The following is a 26,182-nucleotide window of genomic DNA, read 5'->3' on the forward strand; positions in this document are numbered from 1 at the left end:
AATCCAGACGTCCCTGACAGGTCAATAGCAAGAAGCTTTTGACGCAAAAATGGGCGTACAAAGGATAACCCGATTGTTGAAAAATAACAAAGTCATCCTCAACCTTTGTTACTTTGCATCAAATTTTGTCGAGGTTTTGCCGTTAGTACGTTCAAAAAGCGCTCGGAGGTAGTATGAGCATGAACATTTTTGGAACTAAGTTACAGCAAGGCCGCCATTATATGACGCTTTGGCCGCGCCGTCCCGAGCTCAATTCGATGTTTCCTGAAAATCGGGTGATCAAGGCAACCGAATTCGCCCTCAAGGTGATCCCCGCGCTGGCGGTGCTGAGCGTGATGCTGCAGTTCCAGTTTGGTGAGCTGCACTACTGGCCCTCCGTCATCACTTCCGTGCTGTTTCTGCTCAGTTTGCCGCTGCAGGGCTACTACTGGCTCGGCCAGCGTGCCGACACCCGCTTGCCCCCGTCGCTGGCGAGCTGGTATCGGGAGATCAACGGCAAGATGAACGAGCAGGGTGGCCGCCGCCAGCTGGTGTCCCAGCCGCGTTATGAAGAGCTGGCCGATACCCTCAAGGCCGCCTTCCAGCAGCTCGATAAATCCTTTCTCTACGAATAACCCGTTTCAGATGCAAAAAGGCGCCAGTGGCGCCTTTTTTGTTGCGGTCGGTGTGCGGATCACGCTGCCAGTACCTTGCGGATCTCCTGGATGGAGAGCTTGTACTGACGAGGGCACTGACGCCATACAGTCAGCATCCGCTGGTACTTGTCGCGCATGGCGATGTCGCTGGAGAGCTCGTCGCACGGGCATTTGAGCTCGGGGAAGCGCTTGTCCACCTCCAGCAGGAAGCAGACGTAGTCGGCCAGCTCCCGCTCCTGACTGCGGCTGTAGCCATTGAACTCCAGACGGCTGGCGTTGATCTCGCCCTGATCGGCGGCCTCCAGATTGCCCCATGAGATGGCCAGTGCGTGGTGCAGCTCCAGGGTGTCGATGACCTCCTGGCAGGTCGCCAGATCCAGATGGCCGAAGCTCTTCTCCAGCTCGAGGATCTGCAGGCAGTAGCCGCGCTCGATGATGGTGCTGGCGCGCTGGTAGACGTCCGCTTTCTCCGGATTGAGTTTCGCCAGAATTTCGTACTGGTTACTCAGGATCAAACGTTCTGTGTTGCTCATGTTCATGGGATATCTCGCTGGAAGATGATTCTGGGGTCACGTTAACCCATATATAAAATGAATTTTTTGATCTGGGCGGGGGAGTTGGTGAGAAAAATCCGCTGGCAAGGGGCGGCTGACCAGACAAAAAAGGCCTGCATGGCAGGCCTTTCAATGACGCAGGGGAGGATTATCCCTTGAGGAAATCCAGTACCACCTGATGGTGATCGCTGGTTTTGAACTTGTCGAAGTGGTGGGCAATCTTGCCCTCTTCATCGATCAGGAAGCTCTGACGGTGAATGCCGTCATACTCCTTGCCCATGAACTTCTTCGGGCCCCAGACGCCAAAGGCATCGGCGACGGCGTGGTCTTCATCGGCCAGCAGGGTGAAGTTGAGCTGGTCCCGCTCTTCGAACTTTTTCAGCCGTTTGGCCGGATCCGGGCTGATGCCAAGCACCACCACATTGAGGGCGGCCAACTCGGCGTTCACATCGCGCAGGCTGCAGGCCTGGGTAGTGCAGCCGGGGGTCATCGCCTTGGGGTAGAAATAGACCAGCACCTTCTTGCCGCGCAGGCCAGCGAGGCTGACCTGATTGCCATTCTGGTCGGGCAGGGAGAAATCGGGGGCGGGGCTGCCAGCTTGTAGTGGTTGCATGGGGTCTCCTCGGGTAAAACGCCCTCAGGCGTGTTTGCGATTGACGATAAACTCGAACGATTCGGCACCCAGTTGACGACAGAATTCGGCGAAGGCGGTTTGCGAACCTTCCACTTCACCCTCTCTGGCCAGATTGAGCTGAAAACTGATCTTCAGCAGGTTGAACGGCTGCTGCTCCAGGGTCATTGATTGCATCGCCTGAATGTTCCAGCCATGTTCGCTGAAGAACTGGGTGCACTGGCTTACGATGCCGGGCTCGTCGCGGATCAACAGGTCGGCACTGGCGCGGACGTCATACTGCAGGGACTGGTGGCGTTCGGTGCGTTTCATCATGGTGATGAGATCCCACTCCTGGCTACGCAGGGGCAGGCTGATTTCGAGTTGCATCATGCTGTTCCAGTCGCCCGAGAGCAGCATGATAAAGGTAAATTCATTGCCGAAGATGCCAAGGCGGCTGTCCACAATGTTGCAACCACAGCCACTGACGTGGCGGGTCACTTCATTGACGATGCCAGGCCTGTCCGTGCCGATGGCCGTTACGACCAGGTAGTGAGTCATAAATCTTCTCTCGTCCGTTATTTCGTTGCGAAAGCCGCGCTGGCAAGCCAACCCTCCGGCCCTGATGACCACTCCCTGAGGGACGCTGCCGACTTTCGTCCATTGCTTTTTGTTCCGGATGGTATCACGGCTTGCCCCCTCTCTCCCTTGTTTTTCAAAGGGGTCAGCTTTACCATTACGCCCCTGAAAATCGGGAGAAAAGTCCATGTTACGCGGTAGTATTGTTGCGCTCGTTACCCCCATGCTGGCTTCAGGTGAAGTCGATTGGGCCAGTCTGGCCAAGCTGGTTGACTATCATGTCAGCGCCGGGACCAGCGCCATTGTTGCGGTGGGTACCACAGGGGAATCGGTGACCCTGAGCGAGCAGGAGCATATCGCCGTTGTTGAAAAGACCGTTGAGTATGCCGCCGGACGCATTCCCGTCATCGCCGGTTGCGGCTCCAACAATACCGCCCATGCCATTGAATTGGCAAAGCGACTGGCCAAAACCGGCGTGGTGGCGGGCCTCTCGGTGACTCCTTACTACAACAAGCCCACTCAGGAAGGTCTCTATCGCCACTATTGTGCGATCGCCGAGGCTAGTGGTCTGCCCCAAATTCTTTATAATGTGCCCGGTCGCACCTGTTGCGATCTCAAACCGGAGACCGTGGCCCGTCTGGCCAAGGTTCCCGGCATTATCGGTTTGAAAGAGGCAACCGGCGATTTGAGCCGCACCCCGCTGCTGCGCGAGCTGTGCGGGCCGGAGTTTGCCCTTTACAGTGGCGACGATGCCACTGGTTGTGATTTTATGCTGCAAGGTGGCGATGGCGTGATTTCGGTCACCACCAATATTGCAGCGGCCCAGATGGCCGACATGTGTCGTGCTGCGCTGGCCGGTGATGCCGGGCAGGCGCATGACATCAACAATCTCTTGATGCCGTTGCACAAGACTCTGTTCTGCGAACCGAGCCCTACCCCGGTGAAATGGGCCTGTGCCCAACTGGGGTTGATTGCAACAGCCACCTTGCGCCTGCCGCTGGTTGACCTCACCCCCGAGGGCGAACAGCTGATGGCGCGAGCACTGACCACAGCGGAGTTGATGGCGAGTGTTTAAATCTAATGGAAAGGGAAATAGAGCCCGTCTGGTGCTGAGCGTTGCGACTGTGGCCGTCTTGGCCGGTTGCAGCACCCCCCAGGATCGCAAAATGGCCAACCGCGACTTCGGTTATGAAGATGCCCGCCTCGAGGGCCGCGCGTTCTTGATCCCCGCAGGATTGAGCGCCCCCACCTTCAACAGCCAGTACGATATTCCGCCGCTTCCCGAGAGCAGCCGTGAAGGTGCCCTCGGCGCCCAGGTCGATGTGCGCCCGCCCGCCCAGCTGCTGACCGTGGTACCGGGCAGTCAGGTCGTGCAGAGTGCAACCGAACCGACCGTTGCCTTCTATGCCCTGAGCACCAGCCAGAGCGTGGAGCGCGATACCTGGTCGTTCCTGATGAACTTCCTGGCCAAATACAAGGTCACCACCGAGAAGCTGGATCAGCAGGATGGCGTATTGCAGACCGGCTGGTTTGACAACACGGTCGCCCTCGATGGCTGGGGTGAAGATGACGAGGATTTCACAATCCGTCAGCGTTACCAGTTCACCGTGCGCAACGACGCCCAGCGCCACGCCGTCAACATGTCGGTCCGGGTGCTGGATCACGAAGAGACCATCGATGGCGAGACCAGCAACAAGCTGACCCCTGCCGATGCCCAGCGCTATGCTGCGCGAGTGCTGAACCAGTTCTCGCTCTATTACGACAGCCAGCTGAAAGCCCGCGAGCAGCACAGGTCCAACGATGGCATGGGTCTGCAACTGGGTCTGGACAACAACGAGCTGAGCGCCTGGATTGCCGAAGGCTCCTTTGATCAGGTGTGGCGTCGCCTCAACCAGGTACTGCCTGCTTACGGTTTCACCATCAAGGATACCCAGCAGTCTCTGGGTTGGATCGACGTCGAGTACGAAGAGCCGGGCGCCGAGTTCTGGAAGGCGAAAGGGAGCGAGCCGTTCAAACTGGAGGAGGAGAAATACCGCTTCCAGCTTGGCGAAATGGCGGGAGGCAAGACCTCCATCACCCTGTTCGACAAGGACAAGAAGCCGGTATCGTCCGGGGTTATCTCCCAGATGTATATCAGCCTGTCCGAGGCGTTCGCCAAGGGGCTGGCCGATCAGGCAGCAGCAAAAGCAGAATAAATACAGGGGCCTTGTGCCCCTGTTTTGTTATCAAAATCCCCCTGAAAACGCGGGGATTCCGAGCGGTTTTCGATGATGCGAGCCCCTTGCCAGCATGCTTGCAAACAGAGCGCGCAGGTGAGGAACTCGCGATGTTTACCCCCCACAAACAGGAAGTGTTATTAGCCATGAGTCTTGCAGATCAAGTATTGGCGGTGAATGACGATTTGCCGATCCGTACCGATAAACCTGTCCATTCCGGCAAAGTGCGCAGCGTCTACTGGTTGACCCCCGAAGACAGTGCCCGGCTCATAAAAGAGAAAGGCTATGATGTGCCGGCCGATGCGCCCCTCGCCCTCATGGTGATCAGCGATCGCATCTCGGCCTTCGATTGCATCTGGCAAGGTGTGGATGGCCTGAACGGCGTACCGGGCAAGGGCGCGGCGCTCAATGCTATCTCCAGCCACTGGTTCAAGCTGTTCAAGGAGAAGGGACTGGCCGACAGCCACATTCTGGATATTCCGCACCCCTTCGTCTGGATCGTGCAAAAAGCCCGTCCGGTGATGATCGAGGCGATTGCTCGCCAATACATCACCGGCTCCATGTGGCGTGCCTACAAGGATGGCGAGCGCGAGTTCTGCGGCATCACCCTGCCGGAAGGGCTCAAAAAGGATCAGAAACTGCCGGAGATCCTCATCACCCCGTCCACCAAGGGCGTACTGAAAGGGCTGGATGGCGTGCCGGAAGCCGATGACGTCAACGTTTCCCGTGCCGATATCGAGCGCCACTACAAGGGCTTCAACTTCAGCAAGCCGGCTGACATCGACCGCTACGAAGTGCTGCTCAAAGAGGGCTTCAACGTCATCAGCGACGCGCTGGCCGGGCTTGATCAGATCTTCGTCGATACCAAGTTCGAGTTTGGTTACGTCCACGATGCGGCGGGCAACGAGAAGCTGATCTACATGGACGAAGTGGGTACTCCCGACAGCTCCCGTATCTGGGATGGCGCGGCCCTGCGCGACGGACAGATCGTCGAGAAGTCCAAAGAGGGTTTCCGTCAGTGGCTGCTCAACCACTTCCCGGATCCGGACATCCTGCTCAACAAGAACCGCATGCCGGAACGTTTTGCCCTGGCCCGCGACAACAAGCTGCCGACCGAAGTGATGATGGATATCTCCAACACCTATGTCGGGATCGCCGAGAAGATCATCGGCCACAAGCTGGCGCGTTCTGCCAATCCCAAGCAGGAGATCATCGAGGTGCTGCGCGATCAGTACGGTCTGATCGACTAAGGGTTGCTCTCTTTTTTTGTCGCCAGCAAACAAACGTTTGCTGGCGGCGAAGGAGAGAGGCAGATAAACAGACGGGCCCCTCAGCGGGGCCCGTTTTTATTGCTGGTCTGGCGGCAAGCGAGCGGCGATCAGCCGTTCACTCTGAACACCTGACCGGTCTGGATGCCCAGCACCGACTTCTTGTAAGCCTGCGCTACCTTGGCGGCGGGCACCGGCACGAACCCCGGGAAGAAGTCGGCGTATTTGTCCATCGACTCCGCCAGCACGGTGGGGCTCACCACGTTGATGCGAATGCCCCTTGGCAGCTCGCAGGCGGCCGCTTTCACAAAGTGATCGATGGCGCCGTTGACTGTGCTGGCGCTCACGCCCCAGTTGATCGGCTCCTCGCTCAGAATACCGCTGATCAAAGTGATGGAACCCTTGTCAGTCAGATAGGGAATGGCGGCTCGGGTCAGGTTGATCTGGCCCATCAGCTTGCTCTCCAGTCCCACCTGCCACTGCTCGTCGGTCATCTCGGTCAGGCCGTTGAAGGCTACACTGCCGCTGGCCACCACCAGCGCATCAAACTGGCCCACTTGGGCAAACAGCGCCTTGATGGAGGCGGGATCGCGCATGTCGACCGTGGCATCGCCACGACTGTGGCCGACCCGGATCACCTGATGATCTTTGGCAAGCAGTTCACTGACCGCGGAGCCGACGGTGCCGGAGGCACCCACAATCACAATTTTCATCTGCATCACTCCTGGTTGGGATGTATCGATTCTAGCGCAACAGAAAATGCGAAAAAGCGCGTAAAATAAACCCATTGTTTCCATATTGGAGCTAATGATGGATATCGCCCATCTGGCCAGCTTTTATGAGGTGGTGCTGCGCGGCAGTTTCTCGACTGCGGCCGATACGCTGGGGGTCAGCAAGGGGATGCTGAGCCGCCACGTTAGCGCGCTGGAGTCCTCCCTCAATGCGCAACTGTTGCAGCGCACCACCCGCCGCCTCAGTCTGACCGAGGCGGGCAAGACCCTCTACCAGCAGGCGGGGGAGATCTTCGCGCTGGCTCGGCAGGCGGAGCAGGATATTCAGGCGCTGACCGAAGAGGATGGCGGTCGCCTGCGCTTTACCTGCCCGGTCAGTACCGGCGATCGCATGGTGAGCGAACTGCTGACCAGCTTTGCCACGCTCTGCCCGGGAGTGGAGGTGGAACTCAACTTCACCAACCAGATGGTCGACATGAGTCAGGGAGAAAACGACATCGCCCTGCGCGCCATGAGCGAGGTGCCGGACAATCTGGTGGCCCTGCCGCTGGGGCGGCTCAAGGATGTGGTGGTGGCCAGCCCCGCGCTGGTGGCGCGAGAGGGGCGTCCAGCCACTCCCTATGAGCTGAGCGGGCGCAGCTGCCTGTTGCAGGGGCACAATCCGGCCTGGGAGCAGTGGCACTTTATCCGTGAGGGGGAAGAGGCCCACATTCTGGTGCAGGGCAAGGTGCGGGCCAACCACTACAGTACCGTGTTGCAATTGGCGCGTGCCGGTATGGGCTATGCCAAGTGCCCGCTGATGCTGGTGGAATCGCTGCTGACGGCAGGGGAGCTGGTGACCGTGCTCGACGAGTGGCAGAGCGGGCTGCATCAGCTTCATGTGCTGCATGCCCAGCAGCGGCGGGTGCCACGCAAGATCCGGCTGTTCAAGCAGGTGCTGGCCCAGTGGTTTGCCGAGCGACCCCACTACCTGCTCTGAGCGGCGTTATTTTTCTGTCATCTTTGGCTGCTACCCTGCGCCCATCATCGGCATCAGGAAGATCAGCGGGAATGAAGAGTAATAGAGGGTTGACTGGGCTTGTGCTGCTCTGTGCAGTGTTGGGGGCTGGCAGTGTGCAGGCCATGGTGGACGTGAAGGTGCCGGAGAATTTCCGCATCCTCGCGGTGAGCAACGGCACCTTGCAGGATGAGCAGCATGCCACCCTGGCGGATGGCGAGCAGCAACTGCTGGTGCGCTTCGAGGGGGTGATCCCCAGTCGCAGCAGCAGCGAGAATGATCGACAGGTACGCTCCGAGCCGCAGGTGGTGCGCTATCAGGGCAGCAATCAGCATTTGCAGCTGACGGCCAGCGTACCGGGAGACGAGCGGGGGATGCAGGCCTATGCCAAGGCTCCTGTGGTGACGTTGCAGGAGAATGGCCGCGCGCTTGCCATCCAGCAGGACGCACTGGTGACCAGCGGCATGCTGCTTGGGGTGGATTGGAACGGCAAACTGGCTGAATACAACCGCAGCGGCGGCAAGGCGGCGCTGACGGCCGTCGCTGTTACTACACAACCAACGGCTACGCTCTCCGGTGGGGCGCAACCCGTTGTGGCAGCCAGCGAGCTGGAAGGGCAGTTGCAGCAGTTGTTCCTCCAGGCAGACCCCGCCCTTCGCAAGCGCTTTATCAGCTGGGCCGTGCCACAGCTTTAAGTTTGTCGCCCGTTGCAGTAACGTGGGCATCCCTGTCGGATGCCCTCTTCATCGTACTCAACGAGGTGTTCATGTTTGAATTGCATTCCCGCCTGCAGGCAGATACCTGCTGGCTTGGCGATCTACCGTTCTGTCGTGTCTTGCTGGCAAAAGACAGCCAGTATCCCTGGCTCATCCTGGTACCGCGAGTAGCCAACCTGCGGGAAATTCACCATCTGGCGCCGGAGCAGCAGCAACAGCTGATGCATGAGTCCTGCGCCGTCGCCGCCCTGATGGAACAGGCCCTCAGCCCGGACAAGATCAACATCGGAGCGCTGGGCAATCTGGTGCCGCAACTCCACCTTCACCATGTCGCCCGCTTTGCGACGGATCGCGCCTGGCCCGGCCCCATCTGGGGAGCTCATCCGGTCTTGCCTTACGAGCCACAAGTTTTGGCGCAGCAGGCCGATATATGGCGTGCCCGGCTCGCCAAGCTGAGCGGTTTTACCCCTGTGGCTGCTGATAACGGAGTCAACTGAGAGGCGTGTCGCTATTTCAGTCTCCGGGCCGCGCCATCTGTTAGAGTTATGGTATAGATAATCCCATTTTCGATGTTCAGGAAGGTCCCATGATAGTGACAAGATCCGATGACGATGCCGTATTGACCACAGAGGATGTGCTGCTCAGCCTGTGCAACTCGGTGACGGACGTTTTGAGTGCCGCGACCATGAGTCAGGTGCGGTTTTCCGGCATGGTGCAGCGGATCAGCAAGACCTGCCTAAAACCGGATATCGGCTGCTTCGTGCTGTTCGATGGCGGTTTTTCCGGTCTGGTGGTGATCAACTTCTCCGCCGCTGCCGCCATGGAGCTGTACGAGAGTTACATGCTCAGCATGGGACTCTCCAAGGAGGATCTCGCCATCTCCCACACCTCTGACGAGGTGAGCAACGTGATGGGCGAGCTGATGAACCAGATCGTCGGCAGCTTTACCGTCAAGGTGGGCCGGGATCTGCAGACCCACATCACCCAGAACCAACCGAAGATGCTGGCGCTAAACAAGCAGGTGATGCTGAGCGTCGATACCAATCTCGACAGCCCGGAGTCCCGCCGCGTCACCTTCTTCACCGCCCGCAACAATATCTTCTATCTGGAGCTGGCGATGGACAAAACCGAGTTCATCCGCATCCACAATGAGGGGATGGAGCACGAGGAGCTGGATCCCGATGCGCTGATTGCCCAGGCCAAGCAGGATGCCGCCAAGCCGGCTCAGGCTGCGGCCCCGGTTGCCAACGATCACGACGATCTGCTCGACTCTCTGGGTATTTGAGGCAAATGCCGGATAGCAACAAGGCCACCTTCGGGTGGCCTTGTTGTATCGGTGCGAACAACCGTTGTTAGAAGTTGTAGAGCAGGCCGGTGTTGAACATCACGGATTCAGAATCGTAGAAGTTGATGTCGGAATCGGACTTGGCGTAGCCAGCGGTAAAGGTTGCCGAGAGCGGCGCAATACCGAACAGGCGGTGCCAGAAGAAGGTACCGGTCAGGGCAAACTCGTCGGAGTCGGCGTTTTGGCCAAAGATCGGGTTGGCCTCATCATATTTGGTCTGGCCCAGATAGGCGTTGCTGACGAAAGACCACTGGGAAGCGCGCATGCCGTAGGTCAACTGCAGGCCGTTGCTCTTGTAGCTTTGGGCGCTGCCATCCAGATCCGCTTGGCGGTAGATAAAGGCTGGCTCCAGCATCTGACCGGGTGCCAGCTGCCATTTGTAGGAGAGGTCGAGGGCGTGGATCTTGCCGTTGCGATCCAGTTTGGCTGCTGTATCGGCGCCGTACTGGCTGCCGCTGCGCTCCTCATCCACCTCGATGTTGCGGGTGGTCAGGCTACCATTGAAGTTGCTACCCCAGATGCTGTCCCAGGCGAAGCGAACCCCTTTTGACTTGATATCGGTCGACTGACGGTCGACACCCACCGCGAAGGGATCGCTCCATTGCTCGGTCGGCATGGCATTAAAGACCACGGAGCCAGCTACGATGCCCTTGTCGCTCATTTCCTGACGGATACCGAGCTGCTGGGTGAAGTCGAAACGGATGGCATCCTGGATCAGGTTACCGAGGAAGACCTGGGTGCGGGTATCGGCAAAGGTGTAGCGGATATCGGCGTTAAGCAGCGGGGCAACGGCGGAGCTGCTCTCGGCACTGCCCAGTCCGCTCAGGCGGCGGTTTTCATCATCACCACTATAAAAATTCGATTCGTAATTGATGACACTGACCCCGCCAAGCAGGAAACCGGACCAGCCAGACTCCTTGGGAATTTCACCCAAATCAGCATAAGCACTATTTGCGACCAGCAGGCCCAGGCCCAGCAAGGTGGTATTGCGCATCGGATAACTCCTAAATTAAATGGTAGTGAATTTTTTCGGCCGGTGAGTATAAAGAAAAAACCTTAATGGCAACTGACTCAATATTGCCAATTATCCTAACCCACTCATTTCATTCGGCGAATCGTTAATTAATTGTGCGAGATTAAGAAGAGTTCACTCGGTTGTGCTGGTATTCTGTACCGCGAATATCGGGGGAAAACAATAAGATGAAACAGATTAAATCCTGGGCGCAATATTATGTCGATCTTATGACCAAGCTGGGACTGGTGCGCTTCAGTATGTTCCTGGCGGCGGGCATTATCGTGCTGGCGGTCGCCATCCAGATGGGGGTGACCCTGTTCCTGCGCGGCAATATCGATGTGATCGACTTCGTTCGCTCGGTCTTTTTTGGCCTGCTGGTGACCCCCTGGGCGGTCTATTTTCTCTCCATCGTGGTGGATCAGCTGGAGGATTCCCGTCAGCGACTGAGCAGGATGGTGCGCAAGCTGCAAGATATGCGCGAGCGGGATCTGGAGCTCAATACCCAGCTGCAGGAGAACATCAGCCGCCTCAACGCCCAGATTGCCGAGACCAACCGGGCCGAGAGCCTGCGTCTGCAGGCCATCGAGGATCTCGAGAACGAGGTGTTCCAGCGAGAGAAAGCCCAGCTTCATCTGGGGGAGCGCACCGCTCTGCTGCGCTCCTTTATCGACTGCTCCCCGGATCTGGTCTACTACCGCAACGAGGATGAGCAGTTTTCCGGTTGCAACCGCGCCATGGAGGAGCTGACCGGCAAGGTGGAGGCCGAGCTGATTGGTCTGACCCCGTTCGATGTCTACAAGCAGGAGATCGCCAACAAGGTGGTGGAGACCGACAAGCAGGTTTTTGCCAGCAACGAGCCGCTCACCTACGAGCAGTGGCTGGAATATCCCGATGGCCGCAAGGCTTATTTCGAGCTGCGCAAGGTGCCCTTCTTCGACCGCTTCGGCAAGCGACTCGGCCTGCTCGGCTTTGGCCGTGACATCACCGAGCGCAAGCAGTATCAGGACAAGCTGGAGAAGGCGAGTCGCGACAAGACCACCTTCATCTCCACCATCAGCCACGAGCTGCGTACTCCACTCAACGGCATCGTGGGCTTAAGCCGGATGCTGATGGATACCCCCCTCGATCCCAAGCAGCACCAGCAGCTCAAGACCATTCACCTGAGTGCGGTGACCCTTGGCAATATCTTCAACGACATCATCGACTTGGACAAACTGGATCGCCGTCGCCTCGAAATTGCGCCGACCCGCATCGATCTGCCCGCCTTCCTCGATGAGCTGGAGACCCTGTCGCGCATTCAGGCGGAGCAGAAGGGGCTCTATCTCCATTTCGATCGGGATGGTGACATGCCGCAATTTGTGATGGCTGACGGTACCCGCCTGCGTCAGGTACTGTGGAATCTGGTGGGCAACGCGGTCAAGTTTACCGATGAGGGGGGCGTCACCGTGCGTTGCCTCTCCCATCCCGCCGACGAGCCGGGCAAGCTGGCCCTGCACTTCGAGGTGGAGGATACCGGTATCGGTATCCCGCGCGCCCAGCAGGAGAAGATTTTCGCCATGTATTATCAGGTGCAGGGCAAGAAGCACGCCACCGGCACCGGCATTGGGCTCGCGGTCTCCCGTCAGCTGGTGCAGGCGATGGGTGGTCAACTCTATGTGGACAGCGATCCGGGCGAAGGCTCCTGCTTCACCGCCGAGCTGGAGGTAGCTTGCGCCGAGCCTGTGTTGCCAGAGCAGGAGGAGGAGATGCCCTCCCTTGATATCCTGCTGGTGGAGGATGTGGAGCTTAACGTGACGGTGGCCTGCGCCCTGCTGGGCAAGCTGGGTCATCAGGTGCAGGTGGCACGGGACGGCACCCAGGCGTTGGCGATGGCCAACCCGGATGATTTCGACCTCATTTTGCTCGATATCCAGCTGCCGGACATGACCGGCTTCGATGTGGCGAAAACCCTGCTGGAGCGTTATGGCGACAGCCTGCCACCCATGGTGGCGCTCACCGCCAACTCCACCGGCGATCGCCAGTACTACCGGGATCACGGCATGCAGGATGTGATCAACAAGCCGCTTGGCTCCAAAGCGGTGCGGGAGGTGATTGGTCACCTGTTTGCCGATCTGGCCGAGGATGAAGCGGACGAGCAGGCTGATGCGGGCAATCAGGATGCCCTGCTGGATATCCCCTTCCTCACCGATTACGCCGATACCGTGGGCAAGCCGGTGCTGCTCTCCAGCGTCGATCTGTTCGAGAAGATGATGCCGGACTACATGGCAGTGCTCGACTCCAACATGATTGCCAAGGATCAAGCTGGGGTGGTGGAAGAGGCACACAAGATAAAAGGGGCGGCAGGCTCCATTGGCCTGCGTCGACTGCAGCAGACGGCCCAGCTGATCCAGAGCCCGGATCATCCCGCCTGGTGGGAAAACGTGGAAGACTGGATTGAGACGCTGCGTCGGGAATATCCGGGCGATATCGCCCGGCTGCGGCGCTGGTTGCTGTCTTGAGGCTGGAGGTTGTCTTGAGTCTGATGGAAGTTGCTGGCAAGGAGCTGCAAGATGTATAGCCGTTTGATTACCCCCGCGCGCATCCACTCTTGGGGGGATGAGGAGCTGCTGGAGGCGACCGAGCAGGATCGCGCCCGTATCGTGCAGGCAGCACCGGTGCGCAGGTTGCAGCAGAAGACCCAGGTCTTTCCGCTCGATGTGAAGGCCTCGGTGCGCAGCCGCCTCACCCACTCGCTGGAGGTGCAGGAGACCGGTCGCCAGATCAGCCGCCGCATTCTGGCTGCCTTGCCTGCCGGGATGGTCTGTGAAGGGGCTTTTATCAATCTGGTGGAGATGTCCTGCCTGCTCCATGACGTGGGCAACCCGCCGTTTGGCCACTTTGGTGAGCAGGTGATGAGCCAGTGGCTCGGCGAGATGCTCGATCCCCTCTATCAGCAGGCGCTGGCGCAGCACCCCTCGGCCCAGTGGGCGGAATTGCGTCAGGATCTGCAACTGTTTGATGGCAACGCCCAGAGTCTGCGGCTGGTGCACAGCTTGCACGAGCTCAACCTGACGCTCGGACAACTGGCAGCGCTCTGCAAATACCCGCAGCAGCCCCAGCCCGGGGTGAGCTATGGCCAGCATCATGGCTGGAGCAGCAAGCGGGGCATCTTCTTTAGCGAGCAGCCGCTCTACCGGGCCCTCGGTCAGAGCCTGGGTCTGGCCCCCGGCTGCCGTCATCCGCTGGTCTACATCATGGAGGCGGCCGATGACATCTCCTACTGCATCGCCGATCTGGAAGATGCGGTAGATCGGCGGATCCTGACTCAGGGTGAACTGCTGGCTGCGCTGCGAGCTGCTGACCAGAGTGACTACATGGGCACCTTGCTGGATGAGGCGCTGGCTTCTGGTCGGGGCTTTTTCCCCCATTTTCGCCAGCAGCTGACCCGGGATCTGGTGGCGTTGGCGGCGCAGAGCTATGTCAGCGAACATCAGGCCATTTTGCAGGGCTCCTATCCGCAAGCGCTGCTGCATGGCCAGGCGCCGGCGGCGCGGGTGCTCGATATCCTCAAGCGGGTGGCCCGTGAGCTGGTCTTTATGCGCCCCGAGGTGGAAGCGCTTGAGCTGGAGGGGTATGCGGCGCTGCGCGGGGTGCTGACCAGTTATGCCTGTCTGTTGGCGCTGCCAGCGCCACAGTTTGCTCGCCTGTTGGCCGGGGAGGGGAGTCAGACGCTTTTCTTTGCGCGCCGCCTCTATCACCGTCTCTCGGCCCGCCATCTCAAGGCCTATCGATTGGCGATCGCCACCCCGGATCCGCGCTTTGCCTGCCAGAACGAGCAGGAGTGGTATTACCGGGTGCGGCTGCTGCTCGATTATGTCAGCGGCATGACGGATACCTATGTACTGGAAGAGTACCGGCTACTCTCGGGGATCTGATGCCCCAAGCTCCCTGTCGGGCAGCATAAAATGCCGTAAAAACGTTTAAAAAGGAGTCGCAAGAGGCTTGTTTTAAATTCGGATATTTTTTAGACTTCTGCAACCTGTTCAACTTTTACTCGGTAAGGAGACGAAAATGCAACATCTGATGCTCAATATTGCATTCTCTCGCGGCACTGCGTGCGGCGTGAAATCTCGTGCTCTTTTACCGCGTGGCGTAAACAGGTAACCCCTGTCTTTTTATCACCCGCGGTTCGTCCCGCAGGGTGATATCCACTTTCTCCGGGAGAACCGCATGTTCAACTGGAGAATGTCATGTCTATCGAACTGGTTTTACTGCGCAGTGTTGAATCCCTGGTCCAGAAAAGGATTGCCCGGGTCGAGCGTCGTCTCGTGCAGGTCAATCTGTCACCCGCCCTGCTCAGGGATATCGGGCTGGAAGGATATCAGGGTCAAATCGCCCTCGTTCGCGAGCGGGAGTATCAAACCGGCTTCCGCCTTGGGAATCGAATAACCTGATCGCGAAGGGGAGAATAAGATCCCCCTCGCTAGTGAAATGGCAGGCTGCATGCCTGCCATTTTTCCATCTTGCGGTGGATTCCAGGTTAACATGTTGGTGACTCAGTATTATCCTCTCCGCCCTCTTTGTAACAGCTGTGATTGTTTTCTCGCCTTGCGTCGTCAGGATCTGCAAGATTAGAGGTGGCAGCCGTATCTGTTTTACTCATCAGGACAAGACCTTATGCCACTCTTTCGTCAGCTTTTTCTTCCCATGTTGCTGTTGTTTTCGGGCATGTTGGCTGTTGCGGCTCCCCAACCGCAAGATGAGAGCACAAGTAACGAGATTTCTGCACAAAAGGAGCTGCTGGTTGGGGTTCCCCGTGGCGGCTATCTCCCTTTCATCTATCAACTCCCCAACCTGCGTTATGCCGGTCCGCTCAAGGAGCTGGCCTCGCGTATTGCAGCCGAAATGGGTGTGTCCCTGCGCTATATCTCCTACAACTCCTACGTAGATGCCCAGATTGCTCTCCAAGGCGGCCAGATCGATGCATTAATCGGGGTCGAACGTAATGCTCTTGAATTGAAGGGGATAAACCCTATTGGCAGTATCGGTTCTTATGCCCGCTCCATTTTAATGCATACCCCGGATCAGCGATTGACCCTGGAGCAGGCGCGCAAGTTACGCTGGGTCTGTATTCGTGGTTTTGGCAGTTGTAATGAATTGGCTCGTTTGGGGATCTCTGATGTAACTGAGCTGGAGAGCCGCACTGAGGCGACCTATATGGTCAAGCTGGGCGCTGTCGATGCATATCTTGATTTGGAACCAATTGTTTCCCTTAAGATGGAGAGAATGCCTGCATCAATGGGGGTTGTCGCTCCTGGGTGGCTTTCTGGCAGCACGCTGACGATGGCGACCAGCTCCCGCCAGCCAGAACTGAGCGAAAAGCTTTGGCATGCATATCAACAGATACCCGTTGCAGACTCACGATTACGGTTGCATCAGAAAGATGAACGCGCCAACGCTGGCCTTTTGCTGGAACCAGATGAGGCTAGTTGGCTGAAGCAGAGAAACAAGGTCATCAAGTTCGCCGTTGCCCCCGGATTTGCCGGCATCAGCGAAATCGATGACGAAGGTGAATTGCATGGCTATACGGCAGACCTGATGAAGTTATTGAGTCTGCGCTCCGGGATCCGCTTTGAGCTGGCGTCGACAAATACCTGGCAGGAGTCACTAAAACTGCTGAAAGAGCACAAAGTGGACCTTATTCCCTTGATGACACCGCTCAAGGATCGTCAGTCCTTTGCCTCTTTTACCTCCTCCTATCTGAAGTTCGACAGCTATGTTGTAGCCAGACACGGTGCTCGCCCGCTGAAGTCGTTGGTCGAGCTAAAAGGGCGTCTGATTGGTGGTGTGACGGGCTCTTACGAAGCCTCTCTCATTCACGCGCTGGGCGCCAATATTATCGAAGTGGGCAAAGATGCCGATTTACTGACCTTGCTTGATACTGGGCGAGCCGAATATGTGCTGTTGACCATGACCAATCTGGGACAGCAGGCGATGAAGGGTTTCAATGAGAAGTATCAGGTGGTGCTGAGCTCTCCCGAATTTTCCGTACCTATCAGTATGGCCGTCGACAATGCTCAGCCCGAGTTGCTCCGCATCATGGACAAGTTGCTGCTGACCATCACGGATGAGGAGTGGCAACTGCTGGAGCGACGCTGGCTCAATGTGTCGGTCAATATCGAGTCTGATTACACCCTGATTTACAAGTGGTTGGCTATAGGGGGGGGCGCCTTGCTCGTCAGCGGTTTGCTGGTGATGCTCTGGGCTCGCAGTTTGCGTCGCCAGATTGCGCAGCGGAAAATCGCAGAGGACAAGCTGAACGAACAGTTGCTGTTTGTGCAGACCTTGCTCAACTCACTGCCAACCATGGTGGCGCTACGTGATAGCGAGCAGCGGATCACCTTGTGCAATCAGGCCTATCGCGATGCTTTCCTTGGTGCTGGCAGTAGCAGTGAGGAGCTGCAAAACATGCCAGAGACACTCAGAAACAGTGTGTTGGAAGAAGAGCGCCGGGTGTGGCAGACCGGACAGGATCTGGAGGGTGCAGGCAGTAACCTGCGAGCAGATGGCACGCCCTGCCATGTTATCTATGCCAAACGCCCTTATCGCGATCCCGATGGCAATATGCTGGGGGTGTTGACAGTACTGACCGATGTCAGCCGGATCAAGGAGGCGGAGGAGCGCGCCCGTCAGGCTGAAAATCGCCTTACCCAGATTACCGACAGCATGCCTGGGGTGGTCTATCAGTATTTGTGGCAAGGACCCGGCAAGGGGCGGTTTTTGTATGCCTCTCAGGGGGCCAGCGAGATCCTCGGGGCTTCCCGGCAGGACCTTTTCAATGCCGAATCGGGTGGTGAGGTGTTCGGCTTTACCGAAGAGGCGCTGCAGGATTTTGTCAGCAAGGTGGCCAATCATGCCGAGACTCTGGCTCCCCTCGACCTGGAGGTCAAGGTGGAGCGACCTGATGGAGATCGCTATCTGCAAGTGCGTGGCAACTTTGTCAGACAGGAGCAGCAGGCACTGATCCTCAATGGGGTCATTCAGGATATTACGGCCCTCAAGCAACAGGAATACGAGCTGCGCGAAGCTCGCGCCTATGCCGAGCAGGCGATGCAGGCTCGCAGTCGCTTTTTGGCAACCATGAGCCATGAGCTGCGCACTCCCATTTCAGGCATGCATGGCATGCTCGAATTGCTGCAAATGAGCGAGCTCAACGACGACCAGCGTTTTATGGTGCGCAATGTGGTCACCTCGACCAACAACCTGCTCTATCTGGTCAATGACATCCTCGATTTCTCCAAGATAGAAGCGGGTCAGTTGCAGTTGAATTACCAGAGCAGCCGTTTGCAAACGGTGATCTGCGATGCCATTCGTGGCCATGCGGCACTGGCTCATAACAAGGGGCTCAACGTGGTGCTGGAGTGGGAGCATCATGTGCCGGATTGGGCCGACATCGATGGGGTGCGTATCGGTCAGGTCATCTCCAACCTGCTCAACAATGCGGTGAAGTTTACCGAACAAGGGGGGATTACGATTCGGGTCAGCTACCTGAGCGAGCAACTGACCATCAGTGTCAGTGACACCGGTATCGGGATCGCCGAAGAGAAGCAGGCGCTGCTGTTCACGCCTTTTGAGCAGGTGGAGTCAGATATCAACCGTCGTTTTGGTGGCACCGGACTGGGGTTGGCAATCTGTGAGCAGCTGGTATGCAAAATGGGTGGGGCACTGACACTGACCAGCAAGGCAGGAGAGGGCTCCTGCTTCCGCTTCACCGTGCCGCTAACCAATCCGCAGTGGGATCCCCCAGCTCTGGCTGACACAGAATGGTGGTTTTTCAGCGATGACACCAACCTTGAAGCGGCCATGGTACGGCAGGGGGCCAAGCTCAGGTACTTGGGGGCCAATGAGCTCAGTCGCTCACTGGAAGGGTTGCTGTTGGCCGATCAACGGTGGCTTGAGCAAGCGCTTGGGGGGGAATGGCAAAGCTGGCTGCAACACTCTGCGCTGAAGGGGATCATAGCGTCACCCGATGAAGCGTTGCGGGGTCGGATTGGTGAACAAAAATGGTGGCGTCTGGGTCTATCTCCTCTCTATCCGGATCTTCTGCTGGAGAGTTGCCACGAATTACTACAGGAGCGGGTCACACCAATCCTCCCTGCGCTTGCAGAGAAGCTGGGTGGCAAAGTACTGGTGGCCGATGATCATCCGGTCAATCGTGCCTTGCTGGCACGGCAGTTGGCCATTCTTGGTATCGAGGCTCAGGTTGTGGAAGATGGCGAGAAGGCTCTACGGGCCTGGCAGGGACAGCAATTCTCTCTGCTTTTGACTGATTGCCATATGCCGGTGATGGATGGTTATGCTCTGACCAAGGCGTTGCGGGCTGCGGGAGTGACGGCCCCCATCATTGGGGTAACGGCAGATACGTCGGAAGAGGCGAGTGCTCGTATGGTAGAGGCTGGCATGAGTGACATGTTACTGAAGCCCTACCCGCTGGATATCTTGCGCCAGATGCTGGCCCATTGGCTGGCAGAGAAGACGCCAACCAGAAGCGCGGTTGCTCCAGTTGATGGGGCTACAGGCATGCAGGCTGAGCGCTGGTTGGCGCTGTTTGGTGACGAGCTGACTGCGCGAGCCATGGCGGTGGAGTATCTCGATTCCAATCGGCAGGATGGCGAGGCCATGATGGCAGCACTGATTTGTCATGATGCCAGCGCCTTGGTCGAGACAGCCCACCGGATCAAGGGGGCTGCCCGAATGGTCGGGTTGGAGGAGCTTGCCAGTCAGGCCGCCATGCTGGAATCGGCAGCGCGATTGAAGCGGCTCGACGAACTCGACGATCTGGTCAGCACAGTGCAGAGGCTGATGACGGCGATTGCCCACGACATTGGATTATGGCTCGATGAAAAAAGCACAACATGAGTTGGTCATCATGGTCGTGGAAGACCATGGATTTCAGCGCAAGGCGCTGCTGCACCAGATCCGCAGCCTGGGTTACCAGAATCTGCTGGAAGCGGTTGATGGTGTCGAGGCGTTGGCGCTTAGCCAGCAACACAACGTCGATATCCTGTTTTGCGATCTGCGAATGCCCGGAATGGATGGTATGGCGCTGTTGCGCCGCCTGTCGCTGGGTGGTTTTCAGGGCGGCATTATCCTCTCCAGCGCGCTTGAGGGGGATGTGGTGGAAGCCGTATTGCGTATGAGTACCGCTTATGGCTTGCAGGTGCTCGGTCGCATAGAGAAACCCTCAACGCCGCAGCAGCTCCAGCGGCTTATCCAGGCTTGGTCACCCCGGCAGGAACCAGTCAGAGAAGAAGAGGGGCACAGAATAGGAGTCGATGAGTTGCGTCGGGCGATCGAGCAAGCTCAACTGCTGCCCTGGTATCAGCCCAAGGTGAGTTTTGCATCCGGCGAGTGGGTCGGGATGGAGGCGTTGGCCCGCTGGCAACACCCCGAGTTTGGCCTGATCCCGCCCGGGCGTTTTATTTCACTGGCGGAGAGCAACGGACTTATCGATCCGTTGACCGAGGTGATCATCAGCAAATCTCTGAGTGATGGCCATTTATGGGAGGAAACCGGGTTGTCACTCAATCTGTCGATGAACCTCTCCACCACCTCACTCATTGAAGGGGATCTTTGCAACTTATTGATTGATCAGTGCAAGCGCTGGAGTATCAATCCTGAGCTCATCACCCTCGAGGTGACTGAGAGCGCATTCGTGCAGGATCTGGGCAAGTCTCTGGAGGTGCTGACCCGGCTAAGGATGCATGGCTTTGGTCTCTCCATCGATGATTTTGGTACCGGCTACTCCTCGATGCAGCAGCTGGCACTGTTGCCGTTCACCGAACTCAAACTGGATCGCTCCTTTGTCGATCGCTGCCATGCCGATCCGTCACGTTTGGCTATCATCGAGTCCAGTATCGAGTTGGCCCGCAAGCTGGGGCTGAAGTCGGTGGCGGAAGGGGTAGAGGATGAGGCGACCTGGCGAGTGCTGGCCCAACTCGGTTGCGACCTCTGTCAGGGATTTTTCTCTGCCCGCCCGATGCCGCGCAGTGAATTGGCTAATTGGCACCGGACTTGGCAAGATAGATTGCCTACACTGATATCTATCTGATTCTGTTGGCTGGATCCCTCCGTTTGAACAAGGATGTTCATGAAAATCTCAAGCAAGTTGCTGCTCAGCTTCGGTTTTATCAACCTGCTGATCCTGCTCTCCTCCACGCTGGTCTATTACCGGCTGACCCAGATCAATCAGGCCCAACACACCCTGCTGGAGCAGGCGCTGCCCGCCCTGCAGCGGGATGAAACGAGCCAGAAGGCGCTGGTTGCCACCGTTTCCGCCTTGCGTGGCTATCTTATCCTCGGCAAGGATCCGGCTCAGGCCTCCCGCCTCAAGCAGGAGTGGGAGTCGGCCTGGCAGGCCATTGCCCATCAGGCCTTCAGTCCGGCGCTCGCCAAGTCTCTCGAGACCTTCAAAAGCCATCAGGAGAAGGTGTGGACCATAGCCCAGAGTGAAGAGAATCTGCCCGCTCACACCCTGATGCTGCAGGAGGCGGGTCCGCTGGCGGAGGCGGCGCTCGATCAGTTGCAATCCTTTGCCAATGAAGAAGTTGGCACTCCGCAGGATCAACTCTCCGGCGATCGCCGCATGCTGCTCAAACAGGTGGGGGATGCCTACAACAGCCTCGCCAACGCCCTCTCAGCCCTGCGGGATTTTCTCATCTCAGGCGACCCCGAATACCGCAGCAAGTATCAGGATTACTACCAGTTTCATCAGCAGCGGGTGGCTGAGGTTAAACAGCAAGCCGCGCTCTTTACCGACACCCAGCAGAGCCTCTGGCAGCTGTTTGAAGAGATGGCGACCCCCTTCTCCGAGCTGGTGGGACAGGTGATCGAGAAGCGCCAGGCACCGGATTGGGATCAGGCAAACTACCTGATGGCCACCGACATCGAGCCGATGCAGTCCAGCCTCAGCGAGCAGCTGGTCCAGCAGGTGGGGAAAACCCGTGCCGAGGTGGATCAGATTTCGGCGCAGATGACCGGAGCCGGGAGGGCCATCAACCAGACTCTGCTGTTGGCTACCGGCAGCGCCATCGTGCTTGGCATGCTGGTCGCCTGGTTCTTTAGTCGCCGTCTGACCCGTGACATTGCCTGTCTGGTGAACCGGGCGGGGCAGGTTGCAGATGGTCGGCTGGCGGCCGAGCCCTTGCCAATCACAGGGCAGGATGAGTTGGGAGAATTGACTGGTTCCATCAACCGGATGTCTGCCCAGTTACATCATCTGGTCGGGGAGTTGCAGGGGGCTGTGGGGCAGGTCGAGGTGGCCTGTCTCGATGTGGGCAGCACCACCAGAGCCATAGTGGCGGATCTGACGGAGCAGGATCAGCGGGTCGATGCGGTGGCGGCGGCTATCGATCAGATGTCGGTTAGCGCCCGTGATGTGGCTGGTAACATTGCCGGTGTGGCGGATGGTGCCCATCAGGTGCGGCAGCAGACCCGTCAGGGAGAGGCCGCGCTGGCACGAATGAGCGATACCATGCAGCAGATTGCCGCCATGATTGGACAGGCCAACGAAGCCATGGGGCTGCTGGAGCATCAGAGTGAACAAGTGGGGCAGATCACCGAGGTAATCGCCACCATTGCGGAGCAGACCAATCTGCTGGCACTCAATGCGGCGATAGAAGCGGCGCGGGCAGGCGAGCAGGGGCGCGGTTTTGCGGTGGTAGCCGATGAGGTACGCCAGCTGGCGACCCGCACCCATCAATCCACCGCCGAGATCAGCCAGACCATTGCGGCCATCTCCCAGCAGACTCGCCAGACGGTGAGTACCGTCAGCAGCGGTACCCGGTTGGTAGAGCAAGGGCGGGATGCAGTCGGATTGGTGACAGATACCCTGAGTGCCATGAACCAGCTGGTACAGTCGCTGTCGGGCCAGCTGGAGGCCATTTCGGTGGCAACCGAGCAGCAGTCGCGGGTGGCCGCCGAGGTATCCGGGACGGTCGATGACATTGCTGCGCTCAGTCGGCAATCTTGTCAGCGTAGTCAGCAGGGGGAGGAGATCGTAGCCAGACTGGCTGGCGATACCGGCAAGTTGAAGGCGGTCATCGCCCGCTTTGATCTTGATGCGTGAGATGGCGGGAGCATCCCGCCATTGCTATTGCCATGCACCGGGCCATCTGGCCCGTGGGTTTAGTCCAGACGTCTGAAGGTGTGGTTGTCGAAGCTGCTGGTGGTCTCCCGGTTGAGCAGGCTGACCAGCAAAATCGCCCGTTTCTCTCCATCCGGCTCCATATAGATGGCTTCGAAGCCTGCCAACGGCCCCTCTTCAATCAGCACCTTGTCGCCCGAGCAGGGCAGGCTGGCGTAGCTGGCTCTCGCCTCGTCGCTGTCATCGCGGCTCATCAGCTGATAGACCAGCTTGCTGCTGATGGGGGTCCATTCACTGCCAAAGTGGATGATCCGGCTGATGCCGCGGGTCGATTTCAGGGTGACCGGTGTCACCTCTTCCAAATCGACAAAGATAAACAGGTAGTTGGGGAACATGGGTTCCCGTACCGGAACTCGCTTGCCCCGGCGCAGCTTCTCGATCTCCACCATGGGGTAATAGGATTCGATACCCTGGGCATCGAGGTGGGCGCGGGCGCGGGCCTCTTCTTTTGGCTTGCAGTAGGCCAGATACCATTTTTTCATGTTATGAGTATGTTCGTGTTGCCGTGCTCGCGGATATGATAGCGGCGCCAATAAAAAAGGCCACGCATTGCGTGGCCTTTTTTGCCGAGTGAGCAATTACCAACCTTTTACCAGGCCGCCTTTGAACAGCTCGAGACCTTTCTTGTAGACATCATCGGTCTGGAAAGCTTGTACGAACTGTTTGACCTTCTCGTCATCCTTGTTGTTGTCGCGGGCGACGATCAGGTTGACGTACGGGGACTCTTTGTCCTCAACAAACAGGCCGTTTTCAGTCGGGGTCAGACCAATCTGGCCGGCGAAGGTGTTGTTGATGATAGCGAGATCCACATCTTCCAGCGAACGGGGCAGCTGTGCTGCTTCCAGTTCCACAATCTTGAAGTTGCGCGGGTTGCTGGCGATATCCAACACGGTCGCTTCCAGACCGGCGCCATCCTTCAGGGTGATCAGACCCTGTTTGGCCAGCAGGATCAGGGAGCGGCCCAGGTTGGTCGGATCGTTCGGTACCGCGATCTGGGCGCCATCTTGCAGCTCGCTCAGCGCCTTGATCTTCTTGGAGTAACCGGCGATCGGGTAGACGAAGGTGTTGCCAACCGGAACCAGCTTGAAGCCGCGATCACGCACTTGTGCATCCAGATAGGGTTTGTGCTGGAAAGCGTTGACGTCGATGCTGCCATCGTTCAGCGCCACGTTCGGGGTGACGTAGTCGGAGAAGTTGACCACCTCGACTGTCAGACCGTATTTTCTTTGGCTACCTTGGCAGCCACTTCAACCAGTTCGGTCTCCGGGCCGGCAATAGCGCCCACTTTCAGAACCTTGCTCTCTTCTTTTTGACCGCAACCGGCCAGAACCAGACCAGCCAGCAGGGCAGCCGCAACGGATTTGATGCCAAATTTCATAAAACCTCCTGTCAGAAATCGACGATTAACGATGATCACATTTGTTGACCAGGCGCTCACCCGCGCTCTGGATAAGTTGAACCAGTACTACTAGGATAACCACGGTCACCAGCATGACGGTCGGGTCAAAGCGCTGATAACCATAACGAATACCTACATCTCCCAGACCGCCGCCACCGATGGCCCCGGCCATGGCCGAGTAGTTCACCAGCGTGACGAGGGTAATGGTGACACTGTTGAGGATGCCGGGCAGAGCCTCGGGCAGCAGCACCTTGGTGATAATTTGCAGCGGCTTGGCACCCATCGCCTTGGCCGCTTCCAGCAGGCCGTCCGGCACCTCCATCAGGGCCCCTTCCACCAGACGGGCGATGAAGGGGATGCAACCGACAGTCAGCGGCACGATGGCAGCGATGGTGCCGATACTGGTGCCGACAATCAGCCGGGTTAGCGGAATGATGGCGACCAGCAGGATGATAAAGGGCACCGAGCGACCCACGTTGACCACCATACCCAGAGTACGGTTGAGCAAGGGGTTGGCCAGGATCTGGCCCGCCTTGGTCACGTGCAGTGCCACGCCGAGCGGCAGGCCCAACAGGCAGCCGAACAGGGCGGAGGCAAACACCATGATCAGGGTGTCGCCCAGGGCCGTGATGAGCAGATTAATCATGGCTTCGGACATAACCCATTACCTCCAGCTGAATGTGGTTGTCGATGAGAAACTGCTGGGTCGCCTCGCACTGGGCTTCATCCCCGAACAGCTCGGCCAGCAGGAAACCGAATTTGACGCCTCCGGCGTATTCGATGTCTGCGCTCAGAATGCTGATGTCGATATTGAAACGGCGGCTCGCCTCGGAGATCAGCGGCGTATCGACCGTGCTGCCGGTAAAGCCGAGCTTCACCAGCGGGTAGCTGCTCGGCACCCGCTCACTGCTCATCCGATCCTGATACTCCTGCGGTACCTCCAGATGGATGGTGGAGTGGATGAAGTCACGGGCCAGCTGGGTTTTGGCATTGCTGAAGAACCAGGCCACTTCCCCCTGTTCGATCAGACGGCCGTCGCTGATGATGGCCACTTCGTCACAGATCCCCTTCACCACGTCCATCTCGTGGGTGATGAGCAGGATGGTGAGCCCCAGCTTGACGTTGATCTCCTTGAGCAGGGTCAGGATCGAGCGGGTGGTCTGCGGGTCGAGGGCCGAGGTGGCCTCATCACAGAGCAGCACCTTGGGGGCCGGTGCCAGTGCACGGGCAATGGCGACGCGCTGTTTCTGACCGCCGGAAAGCTCGGACGGATAGGCCTGGGCACGGGCTTCCAGCCCGACCAGTGCCAGCAGTTCGGCAACCCGTTGCTGGATCTTCTCTTTGCTCCAGCCTGCCAGCTCCAGCGGAAAGGCGATGTTGGCAAACACGGTACGGGAGGCAAGCAGGTTGAAGTGCTGGAAAATCATCCCGATCTGGCGGCGAGCCTGGGTCAGATCCCGTTCGCTCAGGGCGACCAGATCCTGGCCATCAACGATGACTTGACCCTCTGTCGGGCGCTCCAGCAGGTTGACACAACGAATGAGGGTACTCTTGCCGGCACCGGAGGCACCGATCACCCCGAAAATTTTGCCTTGGGGTACATGCAGACTCACATCACGCAGGGCGTGCACGGCGTCACTGCCTGTACCGTAGACTTTGTTGAGACCGATCAACTTAATCATGGATTCTTCCGTGCTAACAGCCTTAAAGCACAGGGCGCTACAGGCGGGGAAATTGGGCAGAGGTTCCACTGGGTTACTCTGTCATCATGGAGGATGATGCTAAGATGTCTGGATGGCCATGTCAACGCATGTTTTTACGTCTAGACGTCTAAAAAAGTGATAAGGATTTCTGTCAGGCGGATAACAATCAGGATGGTATTGTTGCTCTTCCAGATCCTGTTTCGTCCCTGCGGCAGATAACCGAATTAAAG

The 26,182-nt window shown here is 58.0% G+C and carries 22 protein-coding genes and 1 pseudogene; 14 read left to right on the top strand and 9 right to left on the bottom strand.

The genetic code is table 11. The annotated features are described in order from the left end of the window. The first annotated feature begins 173 nt into the window (after nucleotides 1-173). Nucleotides 174-614 carry a terminus macrodomain insulation protein YfbV gene (gene yfbV / locus ACTG2S_RS05450; protein WP_005339116.1) on the top strand — a complete coding sequence of 147 codons (441 nt, stop codon included), beginning with the start codon at nucleotides 174-176 and terminating at the stop codon, nucleotides 612-614. Between the two features lie 59 nt (nucleotides 615-673). On the opposite strand, the gene ACTG2S_RS05455 is transcribed toward yfbV, so the two are convergent. The 3 genes from ACTG2S_RS05455 to ACTG2S_RS05465 form a co-directional block, all read right to left on the bottom strand. After that, a complete protein-coding gene (locus tag ACTG2S_RS05455; protein WP_274160131.1) occupies nucleotides 674-1,174 on the bottom strand; it encodes a YfbU family protein in 501 nt (166 codons plus the stop codon). A 163-nt stretch (nucleotides 1,175-1,337) separates the two neighbouring features. Further along, nucleotides 1,338-1,802, bottom strand: coding sequence for a thioredoxin-dependent thiol peroxidase (bcp, locus tag ACTG2S_RS05460; RefSeq protein WP_005358255.1), 465 nt, complete (start codon nucleotides 1,800-1,802; stop codon nucleotides 1,338-1,340). Between the two features lie 24 nt (nucleotides 1,803-1,826). Next, nucleotides 1,827-2,360, bottom strand: coding sequence for a glycine cleavage system protein R (locus ACTG2S_RS05465; RefSeq protein ID WP_005349229.1), 534 nt, complete (start codon nucleotides 2,358-2,360; stop codon nucleotides 1,827-1,829). Between the two features lie 205 nt (nucleotides 2,361-2,565). Between ACTG2S_RS05465 and dapA the strand changes: the two genes are divergently transcribed. The 3 genes from dapA (at nucleotide 2,566) to ACTG2S_RS05480 (ending at nucleotide 5,844) form a co-directional block, all read left to right on the top strand. Then, the gene (gene dapA, locus ACTG2S_RS05470; RefSeq protein ID WP_005349232.1) at nucleotides 2,566-3,453 is read left to right on the top strand and encodes a 4-hydroxy-tetrahydrodipicolinate synthase; all 888 of its coding nucleotides are present in this window, start codon (nucleotides 2,566-2,568) and stop codon (nucleotides 3,451-3,453) included. Then, entirely contained in the window at nucleotides 3,446-4,573 is a 1,128-nt protein-coding gene (gene bamC / locus ACTG2S_RS05475) for an outer membrane protein assembly factor BamC (protein ID WP_274160132.1), read from the top strand. The genes dapA and bamC overlap by 8 nt, the downstream gene beginning before the upstream one ends. A 167-nt stretch (nucleotides 4,574-4,740) precedes the next feature. Next, on the top strand, nucleotides 4,741-5,844 hold the full coding sequence (locus ACTG2S_RS05480) for a phosphoribosylaminoimidazolesuccinocarboxamide synthase (protein WP_040065098.1): 1,104 nt from the start codon (nucleotides 4,741-4,743) through the stop codon (nucleotides 5,842-5,844). 128 nt (nucleotides 5,845-5,972) lie between these two features. Here the strand turns inward: ACTG2S_RS05480 and ACTG2S_RS05485 are convergent, their stop codons facing one another. Next, nucleotides 5,973-6,575: a short chain dehydrogenase gene (locus ACTG2S_RS05485; RefSeq protein ID WP_042052299.1), complete on the bottom strand. Its 603-nt coding sequence runs from the start codon at nucleotides 6,573-6,575 to the stop codon at nucleotides 5,973-5,975. A 97-nt stretch (nucleotides 6,576-6,672) separates the two neighbouring features. Between ACTG2S_RS05485 and ACTG2S_RS05490 the strand changes: the two genes are divergently transcribed. The 4 genes from ACTG2S_RS05490 (at nucleotide 6,673) to ACTG2S_RS05505 (ending at nucleotide 9,591) form a co-directional block, all read left to right on the top strand. Next, a complete protein-coding gene (locus ACTG2S_RS05490; protein ID WP_274160240.1) occupies nucleotides 6,673-7,572 on the top strand; it encodes a LysR family transcriptional regulator in 900 nt (299 codons plus the stop codon). Nucleotides 7,573-7,643: 71 nt separating this feature from the next. Further along, entirely contained in the window at nucleotides 7,644-8,285 is a 642-nt protein-coding gene (locus ACTG2S_RS05495; protein ID WP_439982116.1) for a DUF2057 domain-containing protein, read from the top strand. Nucleotides 8,286-8,356: 71 nt separating this feature from the next. Beyond that, nucleotides 8,357-8,803: an HIT domain-containing protein gene (locus tag ACTG2S_RS05500; RefSeq protein ID WP_274160134.1), complete on the top strand. Its 447-nt coding sequence runs from the start codon at nucleotides 8,357-8,359 to the stop codon at nucleotides 8,801-8,803. Between the two features lie 89 nt (nucleotides 8,804-8,892). Further along, complete coding sequence (locus tag ACTG2S_RS05505; protein ID WP_005339098.1) at nucleotides 8,893-9,591, top strand: DUF3334 family protein; 699 nt, start codon at nucleotides 8,893-8,895, stop codon at nucleotides 9,589-9,591. A 67-nt stretch (nucleotides 9,592-9,658) separates the two neighbouring features. Here ACTG2S_RS05505 and ACTG2S_RS05510 read toward each other — a convergent pair whose 3' ends face one another. After that, nucleotides 9,659-10,645 carry a DUF2860 family protein gene (locus tag ACTG2S_RS05510; protein ID WP_019446216.1) on the bottom strand — a complete coding sequence of 329 codons (987 nt, stop codon included), beginning with the start codon at nucleotides 10,643-10,645 and terminating at the stop codon, nucleotides 9,659-9,661. 206 nt (nucleotides 10,646-10,851) lie between these two features. Here ACTG2S_RS05510 and arcB point away from each other — a divergent pair, with 206 nt between their 5' ends. The 6 genes from arcB to ACTG2S_RS05540 all read left to right on the top strand — a co-directional run bounded on the left by arcB (nucleotide 10,852) and on the right by ACTG2S_RS05540 (nucleotide 22,772). Next, a complete protein-coding gene (gene arcB, locus ACTG2S_RS05515; RefSeq protein ID WP_005339096.1) occupies nucleotides 10,852-13,164 on the top strand; it encodes an aerobic respiration two-component sensor histidine kinase ArcB in 2,313 nt (770 codons plus the stop codon). Nucleotides 13,165-13,215: 51 nt separating this feature from the next. Beyond that, nucleotides 13,216-14,580, top strand: a complete 1,365-nt coding sequence (gene dgt / locus ACTG2S_RS05520) for a dGTPase (protein WP_274160135.1) — start codon at nucleotides 13,216-13,218, stop codon at nucleotides 14,578-14,580. Between the two features lie 315 nt (nucleotides 14,581-14,895). Next, on the top strand, nucleotides 14,896-15,099 hold the full coding sequence (locus tag ACTG2S_RS05525; RefSeq protein ID WP_076492755.1) for a hypothetical protein: 204 nt from the start codon (nucleotides 14,896-14,898) through the stop codon (nucleotides 15,097-15,099). Between the two features lie 223 nt (nucleotides 15,100-15,322). Further along, on the top strand, nucleotides 15,323-19,564 hold the full coding sequence (locus tag ACTG2S_RS05530) for an ATP-binding protein (protein WP_274160136.1): 4,242 nt from the start codon (nucleotides 15,323-15,325) through the stop codon (nucleotides 19,562-19,564). Further along, nucleotides 19,545-20,756 (top strand): EAL domain-containing response regulator, encoded by a 1,212-nt coding sequence (locus tag ACTG2S_RS05535; RefSeq protein WP_274160137.1) that lies wholly within the window; start codon nucleotides 19,545-19,547, stop codon nucleotides 20,754-20,756. The genes ACTG2S_RS05530 and ACTG2S_RS05535 overlap by 20 nt, the downstream gene beginning before the upstream one ends. Before the next feature lie 39 nt (nucleotides 20,757-20,795). Continuing rightward, nucleotides 20,796-22,772 carry a HAMP domain-containing methyl-accepting chemotaxis protein gene (locus tag ACTG2S_RS05540; RefSeq protein ID WP_274160138.1) on the top strand — a complete coding sequence of 659 codons (1,977 nt, stop codon included), beginning with the start codon at nucleotides 20,796-20,798 and terminating at the stop codon, nucleotides 22,770-22,772. Between the two features lie 59 nt (nucleotides 22,773-22,831). Here the strand turns inward: ACTG2S_RS05540 and rfaH are convergent, their stop codons facing one another. The 4 genes and pseudogenes from rfaH to metN form a co-directional block, all read right to left on the bottom strand. Then, entirely contained in the window at nucleotides 22,832-23,332 is a 501-nt protein-coding gene (gene rfaH, locus ACTG2S_RS05545; protein ID WP_005339074.1) for a transcription/translation regulatory transformer protein RfaH, read from the bottom strand. Between the two features lie 96 nt (nucleotides 23,333-23,428). After that, nucleotides 23,429-24,228: pseudogene (gene metQ, locus ACTG2S_RS05550) on the bottom strand (methionine ABC transporter substrate-binding lipoprotein MetQ). A 25-nt stretch (nucleotides 24,229-24,253) separates the two neighbouring features. Beyond that, a complete protein-coding gene (locus ACTG2S_RS05555) occupies nucleotides 24,254-24,907 on the bottom strand; it encodes a methionine ABC transporter permease (protein ID WP_005339070.1) in 654 nt (217 codons plus the stop codon). Continuing rightward, a complete protein-coding gene (gene metN, locus ACTG2S_RS05560) occupies nucleotides 24,888-25,931 on the bottom strand; it encodes a methionine ABC transporter ATP-binding protein MetN (RefSeq protein WP_216959256.1) in 1,044 nt (347 codons plus the stop codon). The genes ACTG2S_RS05555 and metN overlap by 20 nt, the downstream gene beginning before the upstream one ends. Nucleotides 25,932-26,182 lie beyond the last annotated feature (251 nt).

The sequence above is a fragment of the Aeromonas sp. 82P genome (genome assembly GCF_051919365.1).
In the GTDB taxonomy this organism is placed as follows: domain Bacteria; phylum Pseudomonadota; class Gammaproteobacteria; order Enterobacterales; family Aeromonadaceae; genus Aeromonas; species Aeromonas veronii.

Coding starts and splice junctions, on each gene's coding strand:
- yfbV (WP_005339116.1), top strand. CDS start 174: ATGAGCATGAACATTTTTGGAACTAAGTTACAGCAAGGCCGCCATTAT.
- ACTG2S_RS05455 (WP_274160131.1), bottom strand. CDS start 1,174: ATGAACATGAGCAACACAGAACGTTTGATCCTGAGTAACCAGTACGAA.
- bcp (WP_005358255.1), bottom strand. CDS start 1,802: ATGCAACCACTACAAGCTGGCAGCCCCGCCCCCGATTTCTCCCTGCCC.
- ACTG2S_RS05465 (WP_005349229.1), bottom strand. CDS start 2,360: ATGACTCACTACCTGGTCGTAACGGCCATCGGCACGGACAGGCCTGGC.
- dapA (WP_005349232.1), top strand. CDS start 2,566: ATGTTACGCGGTAGTATTGTTGCGCTCGTTACCCCCATGCTGGCTTCA.
- ACTG2S_RS05480 (WP_040065098.1), top strand. CDS start 4,741: ATGAGTCTTGCAGATCAAGTATTGGCGGTGAATGACGATTTGCCGATC.
- ACTG2S_RS05485 (WP_042052299.1), bottom strand. CDS start 6,575: ATGAAAATTGTGATTGTGGGTGCCTCCGGCACCGTCGGCTCCGCGGTC.
- ACTG2S_RS05490 (WP_274160240.1), top strand. CDS start 6,673: ATGGATATCGCCCATCTGGCCAGCTTTTATGAGGTGGTGCTGCGCGGC.
- ACTG2S_RS05495 (WP_439982116.1), top strand. CDS start 7,644: ATGAAGAGTAATAGAGGGTTGACTGGGCTTGTGCTGCTCTGTGCAGTG.
- ACTG2S_RS05500 (WP_274160134.1), top strand. CDS start 8,357: ATGTTTGAATTGCATTCCCGCCTGCAGGCAGATACCTGCTGGCTTGGC.
- ACTG2S_RS05505 (WP_005339098.1), top strand. CDS start 8,893: ATGATAGTGACAAGATCCGATGACGATGCCGTATTGACCACAGAGGAT.
- ACTG2S_RS05510 (WP_019446216.1), bottom strand. CDS start 10,645: ATGCGCAATACCACCTTGCTGGGCCTGGGCCTGCTGGTCGCAAATAGT.
- arcB (WP_005339096.1), top strand. CDS start 10,852: ATGAAACAGATTAAATCCTGGGCGCAATATTATGTCGATCTTATGACC.
- dgt (WP_274160135.1), top strand. CDS start 13,216: ATGTATAGCCGTTTGATTACCCCCGCGCGCATCCACTCTTGGGGGGAT.
- ACTG2S_RS05525 (WP_076492755.1), top strand. CDS start 14,896: ATGTCTATCGAACTGGTTTTACTGCGCAGTGTTGAATCCCTGGTCCAG.
- ACTG2S_RS05530 (WP_274160136.1), top strand. CDS start 15,323: ATGCCACTCTTTCGTCAGCTTTTTCTTCCCATGTTGCTGTTGTTTTCG.
- ACTG2S_RS05535 (WP_274160137.1), top strand. CDS start 19,545: ATGAAAAAAGCACAACATGAGTTGGTCATCATGGTCGTGGAAGACCAT.
- ACTG2S_RS05540 (WP_274160138.1), top strand. CDS start 20,796: ATGAAAATCTCAAGCAAGTTGCTGCTCAGCTTCGGTTTTATCAACCTG.
- rfaH (WP_005339074.1), bottom strand. CDS start 23,332: ATGAAAAAATGGTATCTGGCCTACTGCAAGCCAAAAGAAGAGGCCCGC.
- ACTG2S_RS05555 (WP_005339070.1), bottom strand. CDS start 24,907: ATGTCCGAAGCCATGATTAATCTGCTCATCACGGCCCTGGGCGACACC.
- metN (WP_216959256.1), bottom strand. CDS start 25,931: ATGATTAAGTTGATCGGTCTCAACAAAGTCTACGGTACAGGCAGTGAC.